This is a genomic window from Aeromonas sp. A600620, assembly GCF_029479985.1.
Taxonomy (GTDB): Bacteria; Pseudomonadota; Gammaproteobacteria; order Enterobacterales; family Aeromonadaceae; genus Aeromonas; species Aeromonas veronii_A.
Genome location: NZ_JAAKXB010000010.1, coordinates 139294 through 165052, shown reverse-complemented (window position 1 = coordinate 165052; position 25759 = coordinate 139294). Strand labels below are relative to the sequence as shown.

26 protein-coding genes and 2 tRNA genes are annotated in these 25759 nt (G+C 61.3%); 9 read left to right on the top strand and 19 right to left on the bottom strand.

The window, feature by feature from the left end:
- From G5533_RS13920 to G5533_RS13910, 3 genes are all read right to left on the bottom strand, one after another.
- A partial coding sequence (locus G5533_RS13920; protein WP_238325203.1) for a GTP-binding protein occupies positions 1–311 on the bottom strand: 311 nt, incomplete at its 3' end.
- A gap of 168 nt (positions 312–479) precedes the next feature.
- Positions 480–554: transfer RNA gene (locus tag G5533_RS13915), tRNA-Gly, on the bottom strand.
- Between the two features lie 38 nt (positions 555–592).
- Positions 593–677, bottom strand: a tRNA-Tyr gene (locus tag G5533_RS13910).
- A gap of 263 nt (positions 678–940) precedes the next feature.
- Here G5533_RS13910 and coaA point away from each other — a divergent pair.
- Entirely contained in the window at positions 941–1879 is a 939-nt protein-coding gene (coaA, locus tag G5533_RS13905) for a type I pantothenate kinase (RefSeq protein ID WP_005339877.1), read from the top strand.
- An 81-nt stretch (positions 1880–1960) separates the two neighbouring features.
- Here coaA and birA read toward each other — a convergent pair whose 3' ends face one another.
- Both birA and murB read right to left on the bottom strand, forming a co-directional pair.
- Entirely contained in the window at positions 1961–2926 is a 966-nt protein-coding gene (gene birA / locus G5533_RS13900) for a bifunctional biotin--[acetyl-CoA-carboxylase] ligase/biotin operon repressor BirA (RefSeq protein WP_421209070.1), read from the bottom strand.
- Complete coding sequence (gene murB / locus G5533_RS13895; protein WP_159164501.1) at positions 2923–3960, bottom strand: UDP-N-acetylmuramate dehydrogenase; 1038 nt, start codon at positions 3958–3960, stop codon at positions 2923–2925. The genes birA and murB overlap by 4 nt, the downstream gene beginning before the upstream one ends.
- A gap of 127 nt (positions 3961–4087) precedes the next feature.
- On the opposite strand from murB, the gene G5533_RS13890 reads away from it, so the two are divergent.
- Complete coding sequence (locus tag G5533_RS13890) at positions 4088–4741, top strand: potassium channel family protein (RefSeq protein ID WP_005339863.1); 654 nt, start codon at positions 4088–4090, stop codon at positions 4739–4741.
- Entirely contained in the window at positions 4738–6093 is a 1356-nt protein-coding gene (locus tag G5533_RS13885) for a TrkH family potassium uptake protein (protein WP_441254916.1), read from the top strand. The genes G5533_RS13890 and G5533_RS13885 overlap by 4 nt, the downstream gene beginning before the upstream one ends.
- Before the next feature lie 41 nt (positions 6094–6134).
- On the opposite strand, the gene G5533_RS13880 is transcribed toward G5533_RS13885, so the two are convergent.
- Positions 6135–6965 carry a cupin domain-containing protein gene (locus tag G5533_RS13880; RefSeq protein WP_441254914.1) on the bottom strand — a complete coding sequence of 277 codons (831 nt, stop codon included), beginning with the start codon at positions 6963–6965 and terminating at the stop codon, positions 6135–6137.
- A gap of 101 nt (positions 6966–7066) precedes the next feature.
- Here G5533_RS13880 and G5533_RS13875 point away from each other — a divergent pair, with 101 nt between their 5' ends.
- Both G5533_RS13875 and G5533_RS13870 read left to right on the top strand, forming a co-directional pair.
- Complete coding sequence (locus tag G5533_RS13875) at positions 7067–7600, top strand: carboxymuconolactone decarboxylase family protein (RefSeq protein ID WP_139412137.1); 534 nt, start codon at positions 7067–7069, stop codon at positions 7598–7600.
- Positions 7601–7613: 13 nt separating this feature from the next.
- A complete protein-coding gene (locus G5533_RS13870) occupies positions 7614–8054 on the top strand; it encodes a DUF417 family protein (protein ID WP_005341854.1) in 441 nt (146 codons plus the stop codon).
- A gap of 40 nt (positions 8055–8094) precedes the next feature.
- Here G5533_RS13870 and G5533_RS13865 read toward each other — a convergent pair whose 3' ends face one another.
- From G5533_RS13865 to G5533_RS13855, 3 genes are all read right to left on the bottom strand, one after another.
- Complete coding sequence (locus G5533_RS13865; protein ID WP_441254913.1) at positions 8095–10068, bottom strand: DNA topoisomerase III; 1974 nt, start codon at positions 10066–10068, stop codon at positions 8095–8097.
- A 67-nt stretch (positions 10069–10135) separates the two neighbouring features.
- Positions 10136–10633, bottom strand: coding sequence for a response regulator (locus tag G5533_RS13860; protein WP_005339850.1), 498 nt, complete (start codon positions 10631–10633; stop codon positions 10136–10138).
- Positions 10634–10688: 55 nt separating this feature from the next.
- Positions 10689–12656: an ATP-binding protein gene (locus tag G5533_RS13855; protein ID WP_441254911.1), complete on the bottom strand. Its 1968-nt coding sequence runs from the start codon at positions 12654–12656 to the stop codon at positions 10689–10691.
- 276 nt (positions 12657–12932) lie between these two features.
- Between G5533_RS13855 and G5533_RS13850 the strand changes: the two genes are divergently transcribed.
- Together G5533_RS13850 and torA are read left to right on the top strand one after the other, a co-directional pair.
- A complete protein-coding gene (locus tag G5533_RS13850; RefSeq protein WP_441254909.1) occupies positions 12933–14063 on the top strand; it encodes a NapC/NirT family cytochrome c in 1131 nt (376 codons plus the stop codon).
- A 23-nt stretch (positions 14064–14086) separates the two neighbouring features.
- Positions 14087–16567: a trimethylamine-N-oxide reductase TorA gene (gene torA / locus G5533_RS13845; RefSeq protein ID WP_441254908.1), complete on the top strand. Its 2481-nt coding sequence runs from the start codon at positions 14087–14089 to the stop codon at positions 16565–16567.
- Between the two features lie 85 nt (positions 16568–16652).
- On the opposite strand, the gene G5533_RS13840 is transcribed toward torA, so the two are convergent.
- Genes G5533_RS13840 through G5533_RS13825 form a run of 4 tightly spaced genes read right to left on the bottom strand, consistent with a single transcriptional unit; the run spans position 16653 to position 19518 of the window.
- Complete coding sequence (locus G5533_RS13840; RefSeq protein ID WP_108542312.1) at positions 16653–17114, bottom strand: hypothetical protein; 462 nt, start codon at positions 17112–17114, stop codon at positions 16653–16655.
- 41 nt (positions 17115–17155) lie between these two features.
- Complete coding sequence (locus tag G5533_RS13835; RefSeq protein ID WP_421309905.1) at positions 17156–18505, bottom strand: sensor histidine kinase; 1350 nt, start codon at positions 18503–18505, stop codon at positions 17156–17158.
- Entirely contained in the window at positions 18502–19158 is a 657-nt protein-coding gene (locus tag G5533_RS13830; protein WP_005339826.1) for a response regulator transcription factor, read from the bottom strand. The genes G5533_RS13835 and G5533_RS13830 overlap by 4 nt, the downstream gene beginning before the upstream one ends.
- Positions 19159–19179: 21 nt before the next feature.
- On the bottom strand, positions 19180–19518 hold the full coding sequence (locus G5533_RS13825; protein WP_005339825.1) for a PepSY domain-containing protein: 339 nt from the start codon (positions 19516–19518) through the stop codon (positions 19180–19182).
- Between the two features lie 63 nt (positions 19519–19581).
- On the opposite strand from G5533_RS13825, the gene G5533_RS13820 reads away from it, so the two are divergent.
- On the top strand, positions 19582–19830 hold the full coding sequence (locus tag G5533_RS13820) for a PepSY domain-containing protein (protein ID WP_013724184.1): 249 nt from the start codon (positions 19582–19584) through the stop codon (positions 19828–19830).
- On the opposite strand, the gene msrQ is transcribed toward G5533_RS13820, so the two are convergent.
- Positions 19827–20453, bottom strand: a complete 627-nt coding sequence (gene msrQ, locus G5533_RS13815) for a protein-methionine-sulfoxide reductase heme-binding subunit MsrQ (RefSeq protein WP_421209075.1) — start codon at positions 20451–20453, stop codon at positions 19827–19829. The two genes, G5533_RS13820 and msrQ, sit on opposite strands and share 4 nt — an antisense overlap.
- Positions 20444–21445, bottom strand: a complete 1002-nt coding sequence (gene msrP, locus G5533_RS13810; RefSeq protein ID WP_184236585.1) for a protein-methionine-sulfoxide reductase catalytic subunit MsrP — start codon at positions 21443–21445, stop codon at positions 20444–20446. The genes msrQ and msrP overlap by 10 nt, the downstream gene beginning before the upstream one ends.
- A gap of 369 nt (positions 21446–21814) precedes the next feature.
- Between msrP and G5533_RS13805 the strand changes: the two genes are divergently transcribed.
- Positions 21815–22297, top strand: coding sequence for a DUF1097 domain-containing protein (locus tag G5533_RS13805; RefSeq protein WP_441254905.1), 483 nt, complete (start codon positions 21815–21817; stop codon positions 22295–22297).
- A gap of 1 nt (position 22298) precedes the next feature.
- On the opposite strand, the gene G5533_RS13800 is transcribed toward G5533_RS13805, so the two are convergent.
- From G5533_RS13800 to cydH, 4 genes are all read right to left on the bottom strand, one after another.
- A complete protein-coding gene (locus tag G5533_RS13800) occupies positions 22299–23579 on the bottom strand; it encodes a sigma 54-interacting transcriptional regulator (RefSeq protein ID WP_216952241.1) in 1281 nt (426 codons plus the stop codon).
- Complete coding sequence (locus tag G5533_RS13795; RefSeq protein ID WP_337073300.1) at positions 23576–24094, bottom strand: hypothetical protein; 519 nt, start codon at positions 24092–24094, stop codon at positions 23576–23578. Before G5533_RS13795 ends, G5533_RS13800 begins: the two co-directional genes overlap by 4 nt.
- Positions 24091–25500, bottom strand: a complete 1410-nt coding sequence (locus tag G5533_RS13790) for a sensor histidine kinase (protein ID WP_421209119.1) — start codon at positions 25498–25500, stop codon at positions 24091–24093. The genes G5533_RS13795 and G5533_RS13790 overlap by 4 nt, the downstream gene beginning before the upstream one ends.
- A gap of 103 nt (positions 25501–25603) precedes the next feature.
- On the bottom strand, positions 25604–25696 hold the full coding sequence (cydH, locus tag G5533_RS13785) for a cytochrome bd-I oxidase subunit CydH (RefSeq protein ID WP_216952243.1): 93 nt from the start codon (positions 25694–25696) through the stop codon (positions 25604–25606).
- Positions 25697–25759 lie beyond the last annotated feature (63 nt).

Below are 25759 nucleotides of genomic sequence, written 5' to 3'. Positions count from 1 at the left end.
AGGATCGCGCCGTCCATCTGGGCAGCACCGGTGATCATGTTTTTAACGTAGTCGGCGTGACCCGGGCAGTCTACGTGTGCGTAGTGACGGGTAGCGGTGTCGTATTCTACGTGGGAGGTGTTGATGGTGATACCACGCTCACGCTCTTCCGGTGCCTTGTCGATCTGGTCGAAGGCGAAAGCTTTACCACCGAAGTGCTTGGCCAGCACGTTGGTGATAGCTGCAGTCAGGGTGGTTTTACCGTGGTCAACGTGGCCGATGGTACCCACGTTAACGTGCGGTTTATTACGCTCAAATTTTTCTTTAGACATGATCGTCCCTCTAAACTAACGCTGAGTACGCGGTGGCAAGCTAACCACAGAACAGTTTATATGATGGATTTGAATCTGGTGGGAAAGAGAGAGGTACTGATGGCTGGTTCGCTTGCCGAACTCACCCTAGGGTGCGGCTCTGCTAACGCCTGAGCCATATCAGCATCTTGGAGCGGGCAGCGGGAATCGAACCCGCATCATCAGCTTGGAAGGCTGAGGTAATAGCCATTATACGATGCCCGCATTTCTCTAACCCAAAGAACTCAAACCGCAGAGAAATATGGTGGAGGGAGAAGGATTCGAACCTTCGAAGGCAGAGCCGTCAGATTTACAGTCTGATCCCTTTGGCCGCTCGGGAACCCCTCCAGACGCCAGATTGTCACAACGGTAATTCTGCTTGCACCCGTTGTGTTTATCGCTTTTGCACGGCAAATAGACGACAGACAGTCAAGCGTCGCGCATTTTATTGTAAGGTTTTGGGGGATGCAACCATTGAACCCGGCAAAATATGCTTTATTGCTGGGAAGTTTGCAAAAAAGCGGGGGCAAACAAGCCAATCCTGCTGCGTCCCTTGTCGCTCCCCCACCCTTGGTGTATGGTCGCCGTGCCCAAGAAACAGTGATGACACCATGACGACAGAGCATAACCCCTATCTGCAATTCACCCGCGAACAATGGGCGTTATTGCGCGATTCGGTCCCCCTGACCCTGACCGAACACGATCTGCAGACCCTGCGCGGGATCAACGAGAAGGTGTCATTGCGGGAAGTGGAAGAGATCTATCTGCCTCTCTCCCGCCTGCTCAATCTCTATGTCAAAGCCAAACAGCGTCGCAGCCGGGTGCTGGAGCAGTTTCTCGGCCAGTCCCGCGGCAAGGGCACCTATATTATCAGCATTGCCGGCAGCGTGGCGGGGGGCAAAAGCACCACGGCCCGTATTCTGCAGGCCCTGTTGGAGCGCTGGCCGGAACATCCGCGGGTGGAGCTGGTCACCACCGACGGCTTCCTCTATCCCAACAAGGTACTGGAAGAGCGCGGCCTGATGCGCCGCAAGGGGTTCCCGGAATCCTACGACATCCGCCATCTGGTGGAATTTGTCGCCAACATCCGCGCTGGTCACGAGAAGGTCGAAGCGCCGGTTTACTCCCACCTTATCTACGACATCATTCCCGATGAGAAGAAGGTGGTGGAGCAGCCGGACATTCTGATCCTGGAAGGGCTCAATGTGCTGCAAAGCGGCATGGATTATCCTCAGGAGCCCCATCGGGTCTTCGTGTCGGACTTCGTCGACTTCTCCATCTATGTGGATGCCGATGCCGAACTGCTGCGCACCTGGTATATCGAACGCTTCCTGAAATTCCGCAGCGGCGCCTTCTCGGATCCCGACTCCTACTTCCATAACTACGCCAAGCTGGCGGAGAGTGAGGCGACCCAGATCGCCAGCAACATCTGGCAAGACATCAACTATCTGAATTTGCAAGAAAATATCCTGCCAACTCGTGAGCGAGCCAACCTGATCATGACCAAGGGCCATGAGCACGCCATCGAACAGATCAAGCTGCGCAAATGATGACTACAGTTGCCGGATAACGAAGAGGGGGCCCGCGGGCCCCCTCTTCTTGTTTGGTATCATGAGCGGCCTTGCTGACCCTCAGTCGCCCCGGCGCAGGGAGAGTTCACCACCCAGATAGAACTTGGTGCCCTCCTCCGTATCCAGTCGCAGGGCGCCGCGATCGTCGATGCCACGAGCGATGCCGCGGATCTCCTGATCTCCCATCAGCAGGCGCACCGGGCGACTGGCAAAGTGATCGAGCCGGTTCCACTCATCGACAAAGCTTGCCAGCCCCTGCTGCTCAAAGGTATGCAACGCCCGCTGCAGATGGACGATCATCCGGGCCGCCAACTGATTGCGATCCACCAGTTCCGGATTGATGTGACGCAGCTCAGCCCAGGCCTGATCAATCTTCTCACCTTCGCGGGCAGGCATCGCCAGATTGAGACCAATGCCGATCACCAGATGACAACTGGCCCCGGCGCTACCGCTCATCTCCACCAGTATTCCCGCCAGCTTGCGGCCCTGATAGTAGAGGTCGTTCGGCCACTTGAGCTCGACGCCTTGATAGCCAAGGGACTCCAGCGCTTCAACCACTGCCACGCCGACCGCCAGACTCAGCCCCATGGCCGCCGCCATGCCTTGTTCGAGTCGCCAGTACATGCTGAGGATCAGCTGGCAACCAAACGGCGAAATCCAGGGTTTGCCACGACGACCGCGCCCGGCTGTCTGACACTCGGCCAGACAGCTCTCGCCAGAGCGCAGCTCATTGACCCGATCCAGCAGGTGTTGATTGGTCGAGCCAATGACCGGAAAACAGTGCACCGGTGCCATCGGGGCCAGTGCCTGCAAGGTAGCCTGATCATAGAGCGCCATCGGCACCGCCAACCGGTAGCCCTTGCCGGTCAGGCTAAAGAGATCCAACCCCAGCTCCTTGAGCGCCGCCATGTGTTTGCTCACCGCCGCCCGGCTGATGCCGAGCTGCTCACCCAGCTGTTCGCCGGAGTGAAACTGGCCGTCGCTAAGCAGGGTGATCAGGGTCTGTCTGATGGGAGTCAACGTCATGAGAGCACCTCGTCGAGCCAGGTTTCACCATGCGCCCCCATAAAGCGCACCTCGTGCTCCAACACCACGCCAAACGTCTGCTCCACGCTGTCGCGGACATGAGCCGCCAGCGCGATCAGCTCCATGGCACTGGCGCCCCCTAGATTGACCAGTACCAGCGCCTGCTCCTGATGGACGGCGGCGCGGCCGATGGCGAAACCTTTCAGACCGCACTGATCGATGAGCCAGCCCGCAGCCAGCTTGGCCTGCCCTTCTCCGGCCGGATAGCAGGGCATCTGCGGGTAGCGCACCTTGAGCGACTCCGCCAGCGCGGCAGGCACCACCGGATTTTTGAAGAAGCTACCGGCATTGCCGAGCACGGCGGGATCCGGCAGTTTGGCCATGCGGGTGGCACAGACGGTATCGAAGATGACCTGCGCCGAAGGCGCGTCACCGAGCGCCGCCAGTGGGCCATAGCCCAGCACCGGTTGCCACCCCTTGGGCAGTTTGAGCCCGACGGCAGTGATCAGGTGGGAATCCTGATACTCGTGTTTGAAGATACTGTCGCGATAACCGAAGCGGCACTCTGCCGCCGCGATCCGTTCTATCTCGCCACTCTGCCAGTTGAACGCCTCGACATAGGCGCAGAAGTCGGCCAGCTCAACGCCATAGGCACCGATATTCTGCACCGGCGCTGCACCGACTGTGCCGGGAATGAGCGCCAGATTCTCCAGCCCGAACCAGCCCTGTTGCAAGGTATGGCGCACCAGCTGATGCCAATCTTCACCGGCCGCAACATGGAGCAACCAGTGATCGCCACCATCTTCAGCGGTAATCCCCTTGAGCCGGTTGAGCACCACCAGACCGAGAAAATCGGTGGTGAAGAGCATGTTGCTGCCGCCGCCCAGATTGAGGCGCGGCAGCTGGTTGAACTGCGGATCGGCACGCAGGGTCGCCAGATCGGCAACCTGCTCCACCTCGGCCAGCCAGAGGCAATACGCATCGAGGGCAAGGGTGTTGAGCTTCAACAAGGAGGCGTTGGCATTCAGTTTCATCGGTCTATCCCGGCTTGGTGCAAGGGCGCAGTCTACCTCAAGTTGCCCCATGACGAAAAACCCGAGCCCTTTTCGGGGGAATAGCAGTGGTTTAGAGTAGGCGACTTCAACTGCTGAGGAATAACTCATGAACAACCAGTTTGCCGTCATCGGCCTGGGCCTGTTTGGCAGCGCGCTGTGCGAAGAGCTGCAACGGCAAGATGCCGAAGTACTGGCCATCGATATCGACGAGAGCAAGACCCGGCAAATCGCCGCCCTCTGCAATCACGTTATCGTGGCCGACGCCACCGATGAGGCCACCGTGGCCGAGCTGGGACTGGCCAATTTCGATATCGTCTTCGTTGCCATCGGTGACAACCTGGAGACCAGCATCCTCACCACCCTCGTCTTGAAAGAGGCGGGCGTGAAGAAGGTGTGGGTCAAGGCGCGCGACAAGTTCCACGCCAAGATCCTGCAGAAAGTGGGCGCCGACAAGGTGATCAACCCGGAGTGGGACATGGGCCGCCGGGTCGCCCAGAGCATGCTGGACAACCGGCTGTTCGACTATCTGGAGCTGGGCCACGACATGGTGCTGACCGAGTTCGTGATTGGCCTACAACAGAACGGCCGGGAACTAGGCGACTTCCATCTGCTGCAACAGAGCGATTTCCAGCTGCTCGCCATCAAGCGTGGTGATGTGCTGCACAACGTGCTGACCGGCAAGATGGAGCTGCAACTGGGCGACATCCTGATCCTGGCGGGCAACAAGCACGCCATCGACCACTGGCTCGAAACCCTATGATCAACTGGCGCAGCAGCTACGCCTTCGCCCTCCATCGGGAGCAGGACTCTCGCTGGAGCGAAGCCCGGCTGATCCTCGGCAGCTTTCTGATCATTCTGCTGATTGGCACCATCTTTCTGGTGCAACCCTCCAGCCACAATGGCGAGGTCACCTTCGTCAACGCCCTGTTTACCGCCACCTCGGCCATCAGCGTGACAGGTCTTGGCGTGGTGGATACCGGCACCGCCTTTACCCTGCAGGGGCAGATTTTCCTGCTGATGCTGATGGAGATCGGCGGTCTGGGCCAGATGACCATGACCCTGCTGCTGATCGCCATCTTCAGCAAACGGGTCGGCCTACGCCAGCAGGTACTGGCCAAGGAGGCGCTGGGACAGGAAGGCTCGGTCAACATCATTCAGCTGGTCAAACGGATCGTGCTGTTCGCCTTTATCGCCCAATTGATCGGTACCGGCATCATGGCGATCCGCTGGGTGCCCGAGATGGGTTGGGTGCACGGCCTCTATGTCAGCTTCTTCCACGCAGTATCGGCCTTCAACAACGCCGGGTTTTCGCTGTTTGCCAACAACCTGATGGACTATAGGGACGACCCCATCATCAGCCTGACCATCGCCGGTCTGCTGATCCTGGGGGGGATCGGCTTTACCGTCATCGTCGATCTGGTGCGCAACCGCCGCTGGCGCAAGCTGAAGCTGCACAGCAAGCTGATGCTGCTGATGACCCCGGCGCTGCTGCTGGCCGGTACCCTGATGTTCTGGATGCTGGAACACAACAACCCGGGCACCCTCGGCAAGGCCGGTATCGGTGGCCAGCTGCTGGCTGCCTTCTTCCAGTCTGCCAGCGCCCGTACCGCCGGTTTCAATACCATAGATATCGGGCTGATGACCCCGGCGGCGTTGCTGTTCCTGATGATGCTGATGTTTATCGGTGCCGGTGCCACCTCCACCGGTGGCGGTATCAAAGTCACCACCTTCGCGGTCGTGCTGCTGGCGACCAAGGCGTTTCTGACCAAGCGGCCCCATGTCACCGCTTTTGGCCGCACCCTGTCGCCCCAGATCGTGACCCGCTCGCTGGCCATCATCATCGTCAGCACCATGGTGCTGATGCTGGCGATGTTCCTGCTGATGGTGACCGAGGATCTGCCGTTCGACAAAATCATGTTCGAGACCATCTCGGCATTTGCCACCGTCGGCCTCTCCACCGGCATCACCGCCTCCCTGAGCGAGCCGGGCAAGCTGATCCTGGTGCTGGTGATGATCTGCGGCCGTCTCGGCCCCCTGACCCTGGCCTTTATGCTGGCCCGCCCGGTCGAGACCCGCATCCGTTATCCGGAAGAGAACGTCTATACCGGCTGACCAGCCATGAACACGGGGCAGCCACTGGCTGCCCCGTTTTTTTATTCGGCTTGTTGCTGCGCCTTGAGCCAGCGCCCCGGGCTCACCCCCAGCTCCCGCTCGAATGCCCGACCAAAGGCAACACTGCTGCTGTATCCCGCACCCAGCGCCACCTGCACCATGGGCTCCCCCGCCAGCAGTTGCTGGCAGGCGCACGCCATGCGCCAGCGGGTCAGATAACCAAGCGGCGCTTGACCGACCCGCTCCTGAAACCTCGCGGCAAAGCGGGCCCGCGACATGCCGGCCTCCCGCGCCAGCGTGGCCACCGTCCAGGGTTCATCCCCACGCTGATGCATCACCGAGATCGCCTTGGCCAACTGGGGATCGGAAATACCTGCCAGCATCCCCTGCTGACACACCCCTTGCTCGACCAGATGACGCAGCAGCAGGATCAACAGTACCTCCAGCAAGCGGGAGATCAGCGGATCCTGCCCGTAGCGGGGGTGAAACGCCTCGTCAAACAGCTGACTCAGCACCGGCGTCAGGACAGGCAACTCACGTAGCGGCAGCACCAGCGAGCCCGGTAATGCCAGTTGCAACGGCGATGATCCCCCCCTGCCGAATACGACATTGGCGCACACCAAATCACAACCCCCCAGAGTTCTGGGTTCAAGCTTGTGAGGACGTCCCCGAGGGAACAGGATCAGAGTCGGCTCCTCGAGCAGCAAGCTGGCTCCCCCCTCTTCACGCAGCATGACGGCACCGCTGCGCAGCAGATGAAGATGTCCGCCACTCGGGTAATCATCACTGGAGGAGTTCTGGCACAGGTTGCCGGCGAAGAAGATCTTGGCTTCGGGGGAGGCATGAACCAACAGGGCAGAGAGCGGATCCATATTTGAGACTAATAGTATTTATTTGCAGACGATGAGTGATAAACCGTATCACGAATGACGGCACACTGTCTCCCGTACCTTCACTACCACAGGAGAAGATCATGAGCCGTATCCAACCCGTATCCCAACCGCAACCCGCAGCTGCCCAGACCCTGGCCACCCTGCAACGCAATCTGGGTATGGTGCCCAACCTCTACGCTACCCTGGCCCACTCGCCAGCCCTGCTCAATGGCTTCCTGGCCTTTGCCGAGGCGCTTGGCAAGGGGCGTCTCACTGCCCCACAACGGGAGTTGCTGGCACTGGCCATAGGTCAAGCCAACGCCTGCCAATACTGTTTGTCTGCCCACACACTGCTCGCGGGCAAGGCCGGATTCTCGGCCCAGGAGATCCGGGCTGCCCGGCTCGGCCAGGCCTCGGCTCCCCTTGATCACGCCCTGCTGCAACTGGCAACAGCGCTGGTCAGTCAGCGCGGGGTGATCAGTGACGAGCAGCTTGCTAGCGCCCGTGCCGCAGGCGTAGATGACGAGCTGCTGCTGGAGGTGCTCGGCCAGGTGGTGGTCAATACCCTGACCAACTATGGCAACCACCTGGCGGCGACCGAGATCGACTTCCCGCCCGTCACTCTGACCCCTTAAACAAGGAGCCCCCATGCAGCAACATGACAAAGGCTTTCTGGTCGCCCTGGCGGGCGTGGTATTGACCCTGCTCTGGATCGGCGTCTTCAAGTTTACCCCGACCGAGGCAGCCGCCATCAAACCACTGGTAGCCAGCCACCCCTTGATGAGCTGGCTCTATGGCCCCCTGTCGGAACAGAGCGTATCGAACCTGATCGGGGTGGTCGAGATAGTGATCGCCATCGGACTGGTCGTGGGTCTGTGGCAACCTCGCATCGGTTACTGGTGCAGCATGGGGGCTATCGTCACCTTCCTGGCGACGCTGAGCTTCCTGCTGACTCTGACAGGTGTCTGGAAAGTGGTTGATGGCGTGCCAGTCACCGAGTTCTTCCTGTTCAAGGATCTGGTGTTTCTCGGTGTGGTTCTGCACTACCAGCACAGGATCCGTGCCAGCTTGTCCACTCAGGCAGCCTGACAACAATGCCTTTGGCGCCCAGGATGGGCGCCTTTTTTCGTTATGCAGCCCTAGTCTGGCGCTTGCTGGCCGTCTTGCGCGGTCGGGGCCCGCCAGTCGTGCTGGCCGCCGGACTCTTGCGTTTGGTAAAACGCCGCTTGCCGGCACCCGGCGCCTCCTTGGGTAGGGCGCTGAAGCTGGCGCCGGAGTCCTGCCGCGCCCCTTCAATCAGGCCGTTGAGCTGCTCGGTGAGCGGCCCCATGAACTGCTGGTAGCTGCCGTGGCGCTCGGCGATCTGGCCGAGGCTCTGCTCCCACAGCGCCGTCATATCCGGCGTGGTGGCAGTAGCAGGCAGCGCCTGCACCAGCGCCCGCCCGGTCGGGGTCGCCTTGATGCTCTTGCCCTGACGCACCAGAAAGCGGCGCTTGAACAGCAGGTCGATAATGCCCGCCCGGGTCGCTTCTGTGCCGAGGCCATCGGTGTCGCGCAGGGTCTTGCGGATCTCGGGATCCTGCACATAACGGGCGATGCCGGTCATGGCCGCCAGCAGAGTCGCGTCGGTGAACGACTTGGGCGGCTGGGTCATTTTCTCCTGCAGTTCGCCCCGCTCGCAGAGCAGTTGCTCTCCCTCTTTCAGGGCAGGCAACGTGCCCGCCTTCTCTTCGTCGTCATCCTCTTCCACCCCGAGCAGTGCCTTCCAGCCTGCCTTAAGAATGCGCCGCGCCTTGGCCTGAAACAGACCACCGGCGATGCGCAGCAGCACCTTGCTGTCGTTGTATTCGAACGGGGGATAGAACTGCAGCAGATACTGGCGGGCAATCAGGCCATAGAGCTTCGCCTCGTCGGCCCCCAGCGTGGCGGGGTTGCCCTGCTTCTCGGTGGGGATGATGGCGTGGTGGGCATCCACCTTGCTGTCGTTCCACGCCTTGCTGCGGATCTTGCCGTCTGCCTCGCTCACCGCCTTGGCCAGCGCAGGCGCTGTGGCGGCGATGGCACCGCGCACCTGTTCGGCCCGCTTGAAGTGGTCGGTCGGCAGATAGCGGCTATCGGAGCGCGGATAGGTGATGAGCTTGTGGCGCTCGTAGAGGCTCTGGCAGATGTCGAGCACCCGCTTGGCATCCATGCCGAAGCGCTTGGCGGCATCGATCTGCAGGCTGGAGAGGTTGTAGGGCAGCGGCGCCGCCTGCTTGCGGGCCTGCTCCTCCACCGATTCGACCTGTGCAGGCTGGCCGTTGATCCGGCTCACCACCTTGTCGGCCAGCGCCCGGTTGAGCACCCGCCCCTCCTCATCCTGCCACGGCAGACAGGCTTCCGATGGCAGCCACTTGGCGGTGAAACGCTCGTTGCTATCGGTCAACAGATGGGCCAGCACCTCGTAGAAGGGTTTGGGCACGAAGGCCTCGATCTCGAGATCCCGCCGCACCACCAGCCCCAGCAGCGGGGTCTGCACCCGACCAACCGAGAGCAGCTCGCTGCAACCTGCCTTGCGCCCGAGCAAGGTATAGGCGCGGGTCATGTTGATGCCGTAGAGCCAGTCGGCCCGACTGCGGGCCAGTGCGGAAACCGCCAGCGGCACAAACTCCTTGTTATCCCTCAGTTTGTCGAGGGCGCGGCGCACCGCGGGCGGGTTGAGATCGCTAATGAGGCAGCGCTGCACCGGCTTGGTTTTCGGGTAGCCGAGAAAGTCGATCACCTCGTCCACCAGCAGTTGTCCTTCCCGGTCCGGGTCACCGGCGTTGACCACGCAGTCCGCCTGCTTGATCAGCCGCTTGATGACGGTGAGCTGGGTTTTGGTCTTGGGCTTGGCCACCAACTGCCACTGGGCGGGGATGATGGGGAGATGCTCCATCCGCCACTGCTTGAAAGCGGCGTCATAGGCATCGGGCTCGGCCTGCTCCAGCAGATGGCCGATGCACCAGGTGACCACATCCCCCTGGGCTGTTTCGATAAAACCGTCGCCCTTCTTGTGGGGCTTGGGCAGGGCATCGGCAATGGCGCGGCCCAGCGTGGGCTTCTCGGCGATAAAGAGTCGCATCGGTGGCTACCTGCAATACTGTATATGCAGACAGTATACAACTGCCACTGCGAAAGCCCAACTGCCCCTACTCGTCGAACGGGTGATCGTGGATGGCGGCAAACAGCCGCGCCTGATTGAGCAGCGGCGCAAAGTGGAAGGCATTTTCGCCATCTTCCGCCAGCAGATAGTCGGTCAGCTGTTCGCGCACCGCCTCTTGCAGGGTCTCCAGCTTCCACGGTTTGGCAAGGTAGTAGTGCAACCCGCCGCGATTGACCGCTTCGACGGTGGCCTCCAGCCCCGCTTGTCCGGTCAGCAGCAATTTGCGGCTGGCACGGGTGGAGGCTCGCCGGTTCAGCTCCACCAGAAAATCGACCCCCAGGGTTCCCGGCATGATGTGGTCACAGAGGATCAGCGCCAGCTTGTTGCCGTCGCGCTCCCACTCCTCCACCACCGCACGCGCCTCATCGACGCTCTCGGCGGCTTCCAGTTCGAAGTGGGAACGGAACGGGGCGAGATCGTGGATCACCGCATCCAGCACCTCCCGCTCATCGTCCACACACAGGATCAGATAGTGTTTGTTCATTGCTCCTCCTTGGCGACATGGTTTGGCACGCCGCGCGATTGATGCTGGCGACGGCTCAGGCCGCATGCTCCTTGTTGTGATGAGGTTCGCCCCCGTAACCGGCCTGCCCCATGCCGTCCAGCGGCAGACAGACCCGCATCCGGGTGTAACGGCCAGGCTCCGAGGCCACCTCAATCCGGCCGTGGTGCTGCTGAACTATCTGCAGCGAAACGCTCAGACCGATACCGAGGCCGAAATGGCCCTCCCGCTTGGTGGTGAAGTTGAGATCGAAGATCCGCTGCCACAGCTCGGGCTCGATGCCGCAACCGCTATCCTCGATCTCTACCATGACCCACTCGGGATCCAGCAATCCGGTACGGACGGTGAGTCGCCCCGGGCCGCTCATGGCATCCAGACTGTTGGCGATCAGGTTGGTCCACACCTGCTGCAGGGCGATGGGGTGACAGCGCACCAGCGGCAACGGCTGGTACTCCTTGCAGAGCTCATGCTGCTTGAGGCGGTTTTCGAAAATCATCAGGGTATCTTCCAGCCCTTCGTGCAGGTCTACCAGCGAGGGTTCGGCCCGATCCTGCCGGGCATACTGCTTGAGGCTCTTGACCAGATCGCCGATGCGACGGGCACACACTTCGATATTGCGCAGGAAGCTGCCGGTCTGCTGGAACAGCTCCAGCCGGGCGAGCAGGGCCTCCCGCTCGTCGGCAGTGCGGCTGGCAAACCAGCGCTGCCAGTTCAGCTCGTCATCCAGATTCATCTGCACCGCCAGCCGCGCCTGCTGGCGATCACCAAAGCGCCCCTCCGCCAGCCGGGTCTTGTCACGGATCTCGCTGGTCGAGACCGGCTGGGAGGAGAGCGCCTGACAGAGGGTCTGGTTGCCGAGACCCTTGATAGAGGCGGGCAGTTCGAGATTGACCAGATCGGGGATGGCAGCCCGCAGGGTCTCGCTGCCACGGATAATGGCCGCCACCGGGTTATTCAGCTCGTGGGCGACACCGGCCACCAGCTGACCCAGCATCGCCATCTTTTCGCTCTCCACCAGCTGGGCGTGAGCGGCATCGAGGGAGTTGAGGGTCTGTTGCAGCCGCATCTCGGTGCGGATGCTGTTTTGCAGACGGCGGTTGAAGTGGCGCAGCAGCAGGTTGGTAAAGGAGGGGAGCAGTTCGCTGCGCGCCTGCATCACCCGGGAGAATTGCAGCTTGTCGAGCTTGATCACCTCGGCGCCGGTCAGAGTCACGCCGGTGGTGAAGGCGGGTTCTCCAGTCACAAATGACATGCCCCCCACCAGCGAGCCGGTACGGTAGTGCACCACCTCCTGATCGATCCCCTGCTCGTCCCGCTTGCGCAGCACCACCTCCCCCTTGGCGATAAACCAGAGGAAGCTGTTGGGCTCCCCCTCGCGGGTCAGCACATGGCCCGGACTGTAGTGGCGGCAGACCCGCTCCTCGTCATTGCCCTCGAAAAACTGGTAGAGACCGTCGATCACCACCCGGGACAGCTCTTCATCGCTGCAGTGGGTGTAATCCATAAAGCCCTGCCGATAGGCAGCCAACTGACGATCGACGTGGGCTCGCAGCAGCTTCTGGTTGTCGAGCACGGCGGCATAGCTCAGCAGGTCCGCCTCGGGACGCTGCAATACAAAGTGGCTGGCCTGCTCGATCACCGCCCGACGCAGGCTGCCATCGCGCCAGGGGCGTTGCAGGTAGTAGTCGAGACGACCTAGGTTGACCGCCTCGATGATCGATTTCATCTCCGGCTGGCTGCCGAGCAGGATCTTGCGGCACGCCTCGTGACGGCTGCCGAGGCGGATCAGAAAATCGGCCCCTCTCCCATCCCCCAGATCGCTGTCACACACCACCACGGCGGGTGGCTGCCCCTTGCGATCCAACTCGTCCAAGGCCAGCTCCGCCGACCCCTGACCGACCACCACCACCAGCGCGAAATGGCCGAGCAGCGGAGCCAACTCCTGTTCGAATTCGGCCAACAGTTGCACATTGGCGGCGACACACAGCAGTGAGAAAGGGCTCATCAGCGACACTCCGTTGAGGCTCACTGCTCACTATATCAGCGAATCTTGTGGGGTTTTGCGAGGGCGCTAACAGCTGTCGCGGAAAGTAAACAAATAGATAAAACAGAAAACAACTGAATTTAATTCTATAAATGCGTCAATAGCAAAACAAAAGACAAAATGTGACAACAATCAAAAATATAAACCATGATAGAGGTCAACGCCTTATCCCTATCATTACTACTACTATTGGACTAGTACTATGTAGGTAATTATTGACCGTAGGAAAACGCCGCCATGATTGGAAAACTGATAAGAAAAACCTGGTTCTGGCTCCTGCTGCTCGGGGCCCTGCTGGGTGTCGCGGCACTGGGTGTCACCGTGACCGTGCTGCACAAGACCAGCTCCACCGAATTCTGCGTCTCCTGCCACTCCATGCAGACACCGCTGGCCGAGTATCAGGGCAGTGTCCACTTCCAGAACACCAAGGGGATCCGTGCCGAGTGCGCCGACTGCCACATTCCCAATGAGCCAGCCTCCTACCTGTGGACCAAGATCCGTGCAGTGAAGGATATCTATCACGAGGCGATCGGCACCCTCGACACCCCTGAGAAATACGAGGCCCACAAGTTGCGTATGGCCCAGTCGGTCTGGGACGAGCTGAAAGCCAACGACTCCGCCACCTGCCGCAGCTGCCACAGCTACGAGGCGATGGACATTCTGGCCCAGCGCCCCAATGCCCGTGCCGAACACCCGGTCGCCATCAAGGAGGGCCAGACCTGTATCGACTGCCACCGCGGTGTCGCCCACATCATGCCAGACATGAGCGGCCTGGCTGCCGCCGGTGCCAGTGAGCTGGCGCAGGCTGCGGCCCAGACCCCGGCCAACGTCACCACCCGTTACGCCATCGCCACCACCCCGCTGTTCCTCGATGCTGCCGCCAAGACCGACGAAGGCACCCTGATGCCCTCCACCAAGGTGGAAGTGCTGGCCAACGAAAACGGCCGAGCCAAGGTGCAGATCGAAGGCTGGCAACAGGATGGTGTGAGCGAAGTATTCTACGCCGCACCGGGCAAACGGATCCTCAGCGTACTGGTCGGCGATGCCGCCAAGAAAGCGCTGGTCACCGGCCAGAGCGAAACCGACAGCGCCACCAACCTCACCTGGCATCAGGTCAAGCTGACCGCCTGGGTCGACCAGAGCCAGCTCATCGGCGATCAGGGCAAGCTGTGGCAATACGCCTCCACCCTGATGTCCAACAACTGTACCGGCTGCCACGGCCTCACCGCGCTGGATCACTTCAATGCCAACCAGTGGATCGGCGTCATCAAGGGGATGGAATCTCGTACCTCCCTGACCCCGGAACAGGCTCGCATGTTGACCCAGTATGTCCAGAAACACGCCAGTGACATGAGCGCGGCCCACTAAGGCTGGCACAGAGGAAAACCGTTATGACTTTTTTCAATGACAAGAAGACCAATCTGTCCCGCCGCAACCTGCTCAAAGGGCTCGGCGCCTGCGCAGCCCTGCCCCTGCTCGGCGGCATTTTTCCCAAGAGTGCGCTGGCGCAAGCCATCAGCACCGCATTGAGCCAGTTCCCGACCCTGGTGCCCGCCCAGAAGGGCATTCTGACTGGTGCCCACTGGGGTGCGTTCGAGGCGATCGTCGAAGATGGCCGCATGGTGCGCGTCCAGCCGGTGGCCGATGATCCGGCGCCGAACGATCTCATCGACATGGCGCCGTTCCAGGTGCACGCCAAAAACCGCATCAAGTACCCCATGGTGCGCAAGAGCTGGCTGGAGCATGGTCCGGGCGCCAAGCCGGAGCTGCGCGGCGCCGACGAGTGGGTGCGAGTGAGCTGGGACAAGGCGATCGAACTGGTGGCCGGTGAAATCCAGCGCGTGCAGAGTGACTTCGGCCCACAGGCGATCCACGCCGGTTCCTACGGCTGGAAGAGTGTCGGCATGTTCCACAACAGCCGCACCCTGCTGCACCGCCTGATGAACCTCTCCGGCGGCTTCACCGGTTATGCCGGTGACTACTCCACCGGCGCGGCTCAGGTGATCATGTCCCACGTGATGGGCTCCATCGAGGTGTACGAGCAGCAGACCGCCTGGCCCAACGTGGTCGAGAACGCCGAACTGGTCGTTCTGTGGGGGGTCAACGCTCAGGTGACCCTGAAGAACAGCTGGAACATGCCGGATCACGAAGGTCAGGCCGGTTTCATGGCGCTGAAAGAGAAAGGCACCCGCGTCATCAGCATCGATCCGGTCTACAACGAGACCGCCAAGTTGGTCGGCGCCGAGTGGATTGCCCCGAACGCCTACACCGACGTGGCCATGATGCTGGGTGTCGCTCACACCCTCTACAGTGAGAAGAAGCACGATCAGGCCTTCCTCGATCGCTACACCGTCGGCTTCGACAAGTTCCTCGCATACCTGCTCGGCAAGGATGACGGTCAGCCGAAGAGTGCCGAGTGGGCGAGCACTGTCTGCGGCGTCGATGCCAAGGTGATTCGCCAGCTGGCCCTCGACATGGCCGCCAAGCGCACCATGATCATGGCCGGTTGGGGCATGCAGCGTCAGCAGCACGGCGAACAGCCGAACTGGATGCTGGTCACTCTGGCCTCCATGCTGGGCCAGATCGGCCTGCCGGGCGGCGGCTACGGCTTCAGCTACCACTACTCCTCCGGTGGCAGCCCCACCGCCAAAGGCGGCATTCTGGCCGGTATCTCCGCCGGCAACGCACCGAAGAACAGCCCGGCACCGATCCCGGTGGCCCGCATCGCCGACTGTCTCGCCAATCCGGGCAAGACCATCGACTTCAACGGCCGCAAGGTGACCTATCCGGACATCAAGCTGGTCTACGTGGCGGGCGGCAACCCCTTCCACCACCATCAGGACACCAACAACCTGCTGCTGGCGTGGCGCAAACCGCAGACCGTGATCGTTCACGAGCCTTACTGGACCGCTACCGCCAAGCACGCCGATATCGTGCTGCCGGTCACCACCAGCTACGAGCGCAATGATCTGGAGATGGGGGGCGACTACTCCCAGCGCTATGTGTTCCCGATGCACCAGTGCGTACCGCCCCAGTTTGAAGCCCGCAACGACTTCGACATCTTCAGCGCCATCGCCGCCAAGCTGGGCGTGCAGGAGCAGTACACCGAAGGGAAGGACGAGATGCTGTGGCTCAAGCAGATGTACGACGGCATGGCGGCACAGGCCCGCGGCGCCCGCGTGGCGCTGCCGCCGTTCAATATGTTCTGGGAATCCAACAACTACATCCGCTTCCCGATCCCGGAGGCCAACCGCCAGTGGATCCGTCACGCCGATTTTCGCGAGAACCCGCTGCTCAACCCGCTCGGTACCCCGTCCGGCAAGATCGAGATCTTCTCCAACACGGTGGCGGGGATGGGTTACGCCGACTGCGCCGGCCATCCCAAGTGGTATGAGCCCAGGGAGTGGGTGAAGAGTGAAGTGGCGGCGCGCTATCCGCTGTCGCTCAACACCTCCCACCCGACCCAGCGGCTGCACTCCCAACTCGACAACACCCCGCTGCGAGACAAGTTCGCCATCGCCGACCGCGAGGCGATCATGATCCATCCGCTGGATGCCAAGGCTCGTGGCATCGCCCAGGGGGATCTGGTGCGTGCCTTCAACGAGCGCGGCCAGATCCTGGTGGGCGCCCTGCTATCCGATGATGTGCGCCAAGGCGTGGTGCGGATCTGCGAAGGGGCCTGGTATGACCCGGCCAAGCCGGGCGAAGCGGGCAGCATCTGCAAGAACGGCAACGTCAACTGCCTCACCTTCGACGAAGGCTCGTCCAGTCTGGCGCAAGGCAACTGCGGCCACATGGCCCAGCTGCAGATCGAGAAGTACACAGGCCCGGTGCTGGCCAACACCGCCCACGCGGTACCGGCCAACGGCTAAGGCGATTGCCACCCAATAAAAACGGCGCCATCAAGGCGCCGTTTCTTTATCTGTCTGCCAAAGAGCACACATAGTCCGGACGGATTTAAAAATCCCCCTCTTCCATATACTCCTGCGCGCACTCCACCAGCTGCGGCCACAGCTCTTCCGGCACCCAGGCGTCCGGGTCATCTTCATCCCCGTCGTACTGGCTCCAGAAATAGCGGCGCAGGCCGGAGGCAAACTCGTCGCTGATCTCGGCCAGCTCCGAGAGCGGCCCCAACCAGGCGATGCGGCGCAGGCCGGAGGCGAGATCGTTGATGGCATCCATCAGGGTGCGATCGTCGAAGCTCTGCTCCACCAGCAGGGTGAAGCGCTCGCGCGCCTGCTCGGTCTGCTCCTCGTCCAGCTCGCCCACATCGGCCAGCAAGTCGACAAAATCTTCCAGCAGGAACGCGATCAGGCCATCCCTGTCTTCAAACCACTGGATCTGGGCGCCCTTGACCCCCAGTACAGAGGCATCGAATGAATCGTCAAGATGGCACAGGGCCCACGGATCGTCGGTCATGGTTCTCTTCCTCAGGCTAAAACAAATGCCATATCTTATGCCTAGCTCTCGACCCTTGCCACCTTGGGCAACGAGAGGGAGGCGGCCAGCCCGCCCAGTTCGGCGCGGCCCATAATAAAGCTGCCGCGATAGGCTTCCGCCAGATCGGAGACGATGTTGAGACCGAGACCGGAACCCGGCACCTTCTCGTCGAGCCGCACCCCGCGCAGCACCGCCTTGGCGATCTGATCCTCGCTCATGCCGGGGCCGTCATCCTCGATACGCAGGGTGATCCAGCCCCCCAGCTCGGCGCTGGAGATACGCAGCTCGCTGGCGGACCATTTGAAGGCGTTCTCCAGCAAATTGCCCACCATCTCGTCGAAGTCCTGCTCCTCCACCCCGACCGCCAGATTGGCGGGCACTTGCAGATCCACCGTCTTGCCCGGATAGAGGCGGGAGAAGGCGCGGCAGATATACTCCACCCGCGCCCGCACCGGGGTCGACACCCCGAGGATCTTGGCGGCGCCGGTCACCCGCGCCTTACCGAGGTGATAGTCGATATGGCGCTGGATCTGGTCGAGCTGCTCGCCGATGGCGGCCTGATCCTCCGGCGGCAATTGAGCCACCTGATTGCGCATGATGCTGAGCGGCGTCTTGAGGGCGTGGGCCAGATTGCCGGTGTGGGAGCGCGCCCGCTGCAGCAGCTCGCCGTAGTGGTGCAGCAGCCGGTTGATATCCTCCACCAGCGGCTGGATCTCCAGCGGGTAGCGCAGCCGGAACCCCTCCTGATGACCCTCGTGAACCCGCCCCAATTCGCGGCGCAGCAGGTGCAGCGGCCGCAAGCCGTAGACGATCTGGAACATGAAGCCGAGCACCAGGCCGGCGGCGGCAAAGCCGAGGCCGAGGAAGAGGCTGATGCGGGTCTTGTTGAGGGTCTGGGTCAGGGCACTGCTGTCCTTGGCCATCACCAGAGTGAACACCCGATCCGAACCGGGCAGCAGCACGGTACGGGTCATGATCAGCAGCGGCTCCTTGTTGGGTCCCTTGCCGACAAAGAGGTCGGGATCGCCAAACGCCGACTTGAGGCCGTCGCTCTTCAGGTTGGTATCCCACAGGGAACGGGAGCGCCCCACCACATCTTGGCCCAGCTCCAGTTGCCAGTAGTAGCCGGAGTAGGGTTGATTGAAGCGGGGATCGGAGAGGGAGCCGGTGACCACCGGCAGGCCGGTTTTGGCCACTTCCAGCCGGGAGAGCAGATCATAAAGCTGCAGGCGCAGACCGTCGGCCTCCGCCTCCTGCCAGTAGTTGCGCATCATGGTCTGCAGGCTGAAACCGGTGGCGAACAGAAACAGCCCGCACCACACCAGCGCAATGGCGACCAGTCGCCCCCGCAGGGTTCTCACCAGCCTCATTCGTTGATCCGGTACCCGAGGCCGCGCACTGTCTCAATCAGATCGGGGTTGGTTTTCTTGCGGATCCGGCCGATGAACACCTCCACGGTGTTGGAGTCACGGTCAAAATCCTGAGCATAGATGTGGTCGATCAGCTCGCTGCGTGATACCACCTTGCCCCTGTGCTGCATCAGGTAACCCAGCACCCGGAACTCGTGGGCAGTCAGCTTGATGGGGGTCCCTTCATACCACACCTGCGACGCAGCCATGTCGAGCCGCACCCCGCCGATCTCCAGAATGGAGCTGGCGTTGCCCGCTGCCCGGCGCACCAGCGCATGGACCCGCGCTACCAGCTCGGCCACCTGGAACGGCTTGGTGAGGTAGTCATCGGCACCGGCGTTGAGCCCTTCGATCTTCTCGTGCAGCTGGCCACGGGCGGTCAGCACCAGCACCGGGGTATCGATCCCCTTGCTGCGCCACTCTTTCAGCACGCTCAGGCCATCGCGCCCCGGCAGGCCGAGGTCGAGAATGATGGCGTCGTAGGGTTCGGTCTCACCAAGGAAACCGGCCTCGTTGCCATCGTGGCAGAGGTCGGTGACAAAGCCGGAGAGGCGCAGCTGTTCGGCCAGCTGGCCAGCCAGAATTTTTTCGTCTTCAACAATCAGAATTCGCATGAACAGGCTTCCACACAGGGGTTATTCATCATCCTCGACCGGGGGCTTTGGCGGTTCGAACAACCGCTCCAGATGGTGGCCCTTGGCCCACACCAGCTCAAGGTTGTCGGCCCGATAGGCTACCTTGATCACGCTGTTTTCCCGATCGATGACTCGCAGTTCATAGAGCCAGATACCATCCTCTTCCCCCAGATCCACCCGCAACACCCGCACCGGCAATCTGGCCGCCACCTCCATCATTTCATGGAAGGGCCGAACCCGTCCCTCATGGACAGCTTGCTGCAGCATAGCTTCATCAGGCGTGACCGCCTGTGCCAGCAACGGCAGCAATAACCCAAGCAGAGGGAGCGCTCTATTCATGGATGATTCATCTCCAAAAACCTAACATAATGGCGTTTATAGTCTGCCAGCCATGAATCCGGAATGAATATGATCCCGCGCAGTTTCCTGCTGATCCTTTGCCTGTTGAGTGCCACAAGCTGGGCGGCCCAGAGCCGTCTCGACATGGCCGGGCTGGTCAAACTCCTGCTGGCGCAAGGGTATCACGACATTCGGGAAGTGGAGCTGGAAGGGGACAAATTCGAGGTCAAAACCCTCAATCGCCAGGATCAGAAGGTGCATCTCATCGTCGATGCCTACACTGGCGAGATCAAACAACAAGAGGCCGATTAGGCCTCTTTTGCATTCCAGCGTCCCCGCATGGGGCGCAGCAGCTTCTCCCGCCTCGGCCAGAGCAGGGCGCAGGCCAGCAGCAGGTAGATGAGGGGCTCCCCCCAACCGCTCTTGAGCGACCACCAGTAGTGCACCGGTACCAGCAGGGCGATGGCATAGACCCAGTTGTGCAGCTTCTGCCATGCAGCGCCCATGCTGCGCTGCAATGCGGGCAGCGAAGTGATGCTGAGGGCGGCCAGCAGCAGCAGGGCCACCATCCCCACCACTATGTAGCTGCGCTTGACCAGCTCGCCGCCAATCAGCCCCCAGTCAAACTGCAGATCCAGCCCCAGCCACGCCATGAAGTGGAGCAGCGCCCAGGCAAAACACCAGAGCCCGAGGGGGCGGCGCAGCTTGATGAGCTGCCCCTGCCGCCAGCGCTTGGCCAGCGGCGAGACCAACAGGGTGAGCAGCAGCAGATTGAGCGCCCCCTTGCCGAGGTAGTGGATGAGCTCGGGCACCGGATCGCCCCCCAGCAGGCCTGCCGGGATGGCAAAAACCAGCCAGAGCAGGAAGCCGAGGGAGCACAGATGCACCAGCGCCCGCAAGCCGCTGATATGGGCCGGTTTCAATCTCAGTACCATTGGCGCAGATCCATCCCCTGATAGAGCGAGGCGACTTCGTCACCATAGCCGTTGAACATCAGGGTCGGCTGACGCTTGGCGCCAAACACTCCTCCCTCGCCGATGAAACGCTCGCTTGCCTGGCTCCAGCGCGGGTGATCCACCTGCGGGTTGACGTTGGCGTAGAAGCCATATTCGTTGGGAGCCAGCAGGTTCCAGGTGGTGGGCGGCATCTCCTCTACCAGCCGGATCGAGACGATGCTCTTGATGCTCTTGAAGCCATACTTCCACGGCACTACCAGCCGGATCGGCGCGCCATTCTGGGCGGGCAGGGTCTTGCCGTAGAGCCCCATCGCAAGGAATGAGAGAGGGTGCATCGCCTCGTCGATACGCAGCCCCTCCACATAGGGATACTCGATGCCGCCCCCCAAACTGGAGGCCTGCCCCGGCAGCTGTTTCGGATCAAACAGGGTTTCGAAGGCGACAAACTTGGCGCGACTGGTGGGCTCGGCACGGCGGATAATCTCCGCCAGCGAGATGCCGTTCCAGGGCAGTACCATGGACCAGGCTTCAACGCAGCGCAGCCGGTAGATCCGCTCCTCCAGCTCGCTCTTGTTGATGAGGTCCCACACATCGAGGGTAAAGGGCTTGGCCACCTCCCCCTCCACCTTGAGGGTCCAGGGTTCGGGCTTGAGGTAATGTGCGTTGCGAGCCGGGTCGGACTTGTCGGTGCCGAGCTCATAGAAGTTGTTGTAACTGGTGGCCTTCTCTTCCGGTGTCAGCACCAGATTGGCCGGGCGCTCCGCAGGCTTGCTGTTGAGCGGTTTGGTAGCTAATTGGGGGGCATCCTCTTTACCGCGCAGCAGGTCGAGCACTCCGGCCTGAGTGGGGAACGCCAGGGTGGCTGCGCCCAGACCCAGCCCCTTGAGAATAAGGCGGCGGTCCTGATAGACGGCTTCCGGGGTAACATCCTGTTCGGTGAGGGGGTGGGCGGTACGACGCTTGATCAACATTAAAAACTCCCGGGGCTGAGTGAGGCAGTATGGATAAGACCCGCCCCGGCAGATTTTTATTTCACACAAATTTACATCATGTGGTGCAGGGGCAGTGCCTTGGCCATGGTGCCGACCAGAAACAGGACTACGAACACCAGCAGGGGAACGATCACATTTGGCGCCATCAGACTCACTCCATGAGCAGGACAGGGCCTCTAACTATGGCCGACTGTCAGGCCGGTCACCAATGAATTTTTTTCGCGAGCGCAAGCGTATTCCTGAGTTGAAAAGGGTGATGAAGATCACACACAATTCGGCCCCCGCTTGCCGCCCCAATTGCCGGGGGTAGGCTGCCCATTTTGCGAAGCCAACTGAAGAGTCGCCCCCATGAGCCCACTGATCGCCATCGCCATCACTACTGGAATTCTCTCCGCCGTCTGGGGCTGGATTGCCGTCACGTTCGGCCTTATCTCCTGGGTCGGCTTTCTCGGCTGCACCAGCTATTTCGCGTCAAGCGGCGGCTACAAGGCGCTGCTGCAGACCATCTTCTGCAACACCAGCGGCATGCTGTGGGCACTGCTGCTGATCCATGGCGACAGCCTGTGGGGGGCGGGTGTGGCGGGTTACGTGATGACGGGGGTGGTCGCAACCCTGATGTGCGTACAGGCCAAGCAGCAGTGGCTCGGCTACATTCCCGGCACCTTTGCCGGTTGCTGTGCCACCTTCGGGGCGGCTGGCGAGTGGCGGCTGATCCTGCCCTCCCTCATCATTGGCGCCTTGTTCGGTTACCTGATGAAGGCGAGCGGCCTCTGGCTCTCCCATAAAACCCAAAAAGCCGATGCCGCTCCGGCGGTGGTTGATCCCGCCTGATTTATCCCTTCGATTTGAAGTTTGCAGCTTCGATACCGTGCCGATTCAATAACTTGTAAAAATCGGTACGGTTTCTGCCCGCCAGGTTGGCCGCCAGAGTCACGTTGCCTTCGGTAGTGCGCAGCAAACGGATCAGATACTCCTTCTCGAATTCGGCACGAGCCTCGTTGAAGGAAGGGATGCCACCACCGCCGCCGCTCAGGGCGGACTCCACCATGGAGACCCCGATCACCGGGCTGCAACAGAGGCTGGCGAGTTGCTCCACCAGATTGCAGAGCTGACGCACGTTACCGGGCCAGGCAGCGGCGGCCAGCATCGCCAGCGCCTCCGGCGAGAAGCCCATGGCGGCGCAGTCGCTGTGGCGGCAGCGATAATCATCCAGCGCCTGTCTGGCCAGCAGCGGAATGTCTTCACTGCGGGCACTGAGAGACGGCAAGGTGATATTGGCGACGTTGAGACGATAGAAGAGATCTTCCCGAAAGCGTCCCTCCTCCATCGCCTTGACCAGATCCTGATGGCTGGAGCTGAGCACACGCACCTCCGGCGTGCCCTGACCATACTCCTCCATCACCTGCAGCAGCTTGGCCTGCAAGGATTCCGACAGGCTGCCAATCTCGTCGAGAAACAGAGTCGCCCCCTTGGCCTGCTCGAACAGCCCGGACTGGCCATCTTCACCAAACAGCTGCAAGTCGAGTGACGCCCACGGAATGGCGGCGCAGTTGATGGTATGGAGCGGCTTGTCGCGGCGCTGGCTGGCCTGGTGCAGCGCCTGCGCCATCGCCCCCTTGCCGGAGCCTGACGGCCCCATGATCAGTACCGGCACCTCCATGGTGGCGATGCTGTGAGCCTGGATCAGTAACTGTTCCAACTGGGGATTGCGGGTCAGGATCAGTGACTGCCACTCCTGCTGCTGTTTCGGCCGGGTCAGGCTGAGAGCATGCTCTATGGTGGCCAGCAGCTCATCCTTGTCAATGGGCTTGGTCAAAAAGCTGAAGACGCCGGAGCGGGTCGCCTGAATAGCGTCCGGTATGGTGCCGTGGGCGGTCATGATGATCACCGGCAGCCCCAGCCACTGGGCCTGGATCCGCTCGAACAGCGCCAGACCGTCCATGCCCCCCATCCGCAGATCGCTCAGCACCAGATCGGCCCGCTGCTGGCGCAGCCGGTCGAGGGCCCCTTCCGCACTGTCGGCAGTATCCACCTCATAACCCTGACTGCGCAGCCGCATGCTCATCAGCTTGAGCAGACTGACGTCATCATCCACCAGCAAGATCCGGCTCATGGTATAGCCTCACGATTCTCGTTCAGCTTGCGCTGGTTGAGCTGGTCATCGATGGCAGTCAGCTGCTCGATCTGACGACGCAGCCGCTGGATCTCCTGACTCTGATCATCACGCCGGCTGTCGCGAGCCAGCAACTGCTCTCCGAGAGCGATCCAGCTGCGCAAAAAAGCCTGTGCATCAAGACCCAGCTCGGGCAGCATCTGCTTCAGGCGCACCAGCCCGGCAGTACGATTGGCCACCGATTCGGCCGGGTGGGAATCCACCATCGCCAGACTGACCCGGCTCTCAAGATCTCCCGCCCCTTTCAGGCGTTGACGCTCCTGCACACGCTGCTGGGGATGGCTGGCCAGCAACCAGTCGGAGTATTGCAGACGTACCTGCATCTCCTTGTTGGCAAACTCCATCCGCTTGGCAAAAGCGATATCGGAGGAGTTCTGCTGCTCGTGCTGTGGCAGCAGGCCGCAACCCGCGAGCAACCCCATCATCAGGGCTGGAAATACGCGCTGTATCTTCATAGTTCTCTTTTCAACGTCAACCTGAAGCAGACATCTGCCTGTTCATCTCTTACCAGAACCAACTCACCTCCGAGGCTATGGGCAGACTCACGGGCGATAGAGAGACCCATACCAGAGCCTTTCAATACACCTTGCCGCACTGTACTGCCCTGTTCGAAGGGTTCAAAAATACGTTGCTGATCGGCAGCGGGGATCTCTGGCCCCTCGTTGGCTACCTCCAGCCAGCTTGTCTGTTCATCCTGCCCTGCCCTGATCCAGATATTGCCCCCGCTGGCGCCGTAACTGACTGCGTTGGAGAAGAGGTTATCGAGGATCAGTCTCAACCGGTAGGGCTCCGCCCACAGGGTAACCGGCCCGGTCGGCAAGTGTACACGGATCTGCTTGGACTCCAATGCCAACCGGTACTCGATGGTGAGTTCTGACAGCATGGGCAGCAGGGGGACGGGCTCCAGTTCGAAGGCCTCCTGCTGACTGAGCCGGTTGAAGTCGAGCAGCCGCTCGATCAGGGTCTGCAAACGCCGACTGCTCTCGTCCAGCATCTGGCAGATCTCCAGCTGATCCGGCGTCAACGGCCCGACCAGCTGCTCGCAGAGCAGATCCGACCCCTCCCGCAGCACCGCTAGCGGGGTCTTGAGCTCGTGGGAAACATGACGCAGAAACTGGTACTTTTGCTGCTCCAGCTCCTTGAGCTTGTCGTAAAGCCAGAGGATCCGCTCCCCCAGCAACACCAGCTCGGCGGGGCCATCTACCGGCCTTGGATCCGGCTCGACCCCCGCCCCTAGGCTCAAGATGCGCGACTCAATCTGTCGTACCGGGTGGATGATCAGGTAGGTGAAGATAAAGACCATCAGCAGGCTGAGCGCCGCTACAGCGCCGCTCACCCACCAGAGCTCCCTGGTCAGTCCGGCGATGGTGAGTCGCACCCGCTCCATGTGTTCGTCAACCCGGCTGCGGGTGACCATCTCAAGCTGCTTGTTGGCATCGTTAAACAGCTCTAGCTTGTCCCCCGCCACCGCAGCCTGGGCCAGCGCGGCATCCTGCAAGCTGTCGAGCCAGGCCAGCCCCTGATCGAGCCCCCTGTAGAGCTGACCGTCGGAGATAGAGCTGCGATGTTCTGCCAGCAACACCCGGTACCCGTCGAGTTGCTGCTGGTAGCTGGTGAGGCTGCGGCGATCCCCCAGCACCGCGAAGCGGCGCAAGGTGCGTTCGATATCGATGGCCTGCGCCGTCAGCAGGGTGGCGCGGCGGGTATCCTTGACCGCCCGCTCCATCTCGTCGCTGGTGAGTTGGCTGAGGTGGGCAAGGGAGGTGCTGTTGTGCCAGATCATGCCGCCCAGCGGCATCAATACCAGCACGAATCCCATCAATACCACCTGCAGCAGGGAGCGTGGGCGAACCTTGGTCATCATCTCTTCTCTTGCGTTCTCACCGGTGCGCCAGCATAGCTGCACCGCCCAGAAAAACAAAACCGGCCAACAGGCCGGTTTGGATTATCTGGATTGTGGTGATTCACGCCAACGCGACAGAGGCCAGACAGATAATCATGATCAGCGCCAGCGCACCCGAAGCGGTCAACAGCGCCCATTTCAGCTCCACACTCATGCAAACCTCCTTTCTGCCAATCAGTGCCGGATCACAATAGATAAGACAATGTTAAGCCATAGT

Coding starts and splice junctions, on each gene's coding strand:
- coaA (WP_005339877.1), top strand. CDS start 941: ATGACGACAGAGCATAACCCCTATCTGCAATTCACCCGCGAACAATGG.
- birA (WP_421209070.1), bottom strand. CDS start 2,926: ATGACGTTGACTCCCATCAGACAGACCCTGATCACCCTGCTTAGCGAC.
- murB (WP_159164501.1), bottom strand. CDS start 3,960: ATGAAACTGAATGCCAACGCCTCCTTGTTGAAGCTCAACACCCTTGCC.
- G5533_RS13890 (WP_005339863.1), top strand. CDS start 4,088: ATGAACAACCAGTTTGCCGTCATCGGCCTGGGCCTGTTTGGCAGCGCG.
- G5533_RS13885 (WP_441254916.1), top strand. CDS start 4,738: ATGATCAACTGGCGCAGCAGCTACGCCTTCGCCCTCCATCGGGAGCAG.
- G5533_RS13880 (WP_441254914.1), bottom strand. CDS start 6,965: ATGGATCCGCTCTCTGCCCTGTTGGTTCATGCCTCCCCCGAAGCCAAG.
- G5533_RS13875 (WP_139412137.1), top strand. CDS start 7,067: ATGAGCCGTATCCAACCCGTATCCCAACCGCAACCCGCAGCTGCCCAG.
- G5533_RS13870 (WP_005341854.1), top strand. CDS start 7,614: ATGCAGCAACATGACAAAGGCTTTCTGGTCGCCCTGGCGGGCGTGGTA.
- G5533_RS13865 (WP_441254913.1), bottom strand. CDS start 10,068: ATGCGACTCTTTATCGCCGAGAAGCCCACGCTGGGCCGCGCCATTGCC.
- G5533_RS13860 (WP_005339850.1), bottom strand. CDS start 10,633: ATGAACAAACACTATCTGATCCTGTGTGTGGACGATGAGCGGGAGGTG.
- G5533_RS13855 (WP_441254911.1), bottom strand. CDS start 12,656: ATGAGCCCTTTCTCACTGCTGTGTGTCGCCGCCAATGTGCAACTGTTG.
- G5533_RS13850 (WP_441254909.1), top strand. CDS start 12,933: ATGATTGGAAAACTGATAAGAAAAACCTGGTTCTGGCTCCTGCTGCTC.
- torA (WP_441254908.1), top strand. CDS start 14,087: ATGACTTTTTTCAATGACAAGAAGACCAATCTGTCCCGCCGCAACCTG.
- G5533_RS13840 (WP_108542312.1), bottom strand. CDS start 17,114: ATGACCGACGATCCGTGGGCCCTGTGCCATCTTGACGATTCATTCGAT.
- G5533_RS13835 (WP_421309905.1), bottom strand. CDS start 18,505: ATGAGGCTGGTGAGAACCCTGCGGGGGCGACTGGTCGCCATTGCGCTG.
- G5533_RS13830 (WP_005339826.1), bottom strand. CDS start 19,158: ATGCGAATTCTGATTGTTGAAGACGAAAAAATTCTGGCTGGCCAGCTG.
- G5533_RS13825 (WP_005339825.1), bottom strand. CDS start 19,518: ATGAATAGAGCGCTCCCTCTGCTTGGGTTATTGCTGCCGTTGCTGGCA.
- G5533_RS13820 (WP_013724184.1), top strand. CDS start 19,582: ATGAATATGATCCCGCGCAGTTTCCTGCTGATCCTTTGCCTGTTGAGT.
- msrQ (WP_421209075.1), bottom strand. CDS start 20,453: ATGGTACTGAGATTGAAACCGGCCCATATCAGCGGCTTGCGGGCGCTG.
- msrP (WP_184236585.1), bottom strand. CDS start 21,445: ATGTTGATCAAGCGTCGTACCGCCCACCCCCTCACCGAACAGGATGTT.
- G5533_RS13805 (WP_441254905.1), top strand. CDS start 21,815: ATGAGCCCACTGATCGCCATCGCCATCACTACTGGAATTCTCTCCGCC.
- G5533_RS13800 (WP_216952241.1), bottom strand. CDS start 23,579: ATGAGCCGGATCTTGCTGGTGGATGATGACGTCAGTCTGCTCAAGCTG.
- G5533_RS13795 (WP_337073300.1), bottom strand. CDS start 24,094: ATGAAGATACAGCGCGTATTTCCAGCCCTGATGATGGGGTTGCTCGCG.
- G5533_RS13790 (WP_421209119.1), bottom strand. CDS start 25,500: ATGACCAAGGTTCGCCCACGCTCCCTGCTGCAGGTGGTATTGATGGGA.
- cydH (WP_216952243.1), bottom strand. CDS start 25,696: ATGAGTGTGGAGCTGAAATGGGCGCTGTTGACCGCTTCGGGTGCGCTG.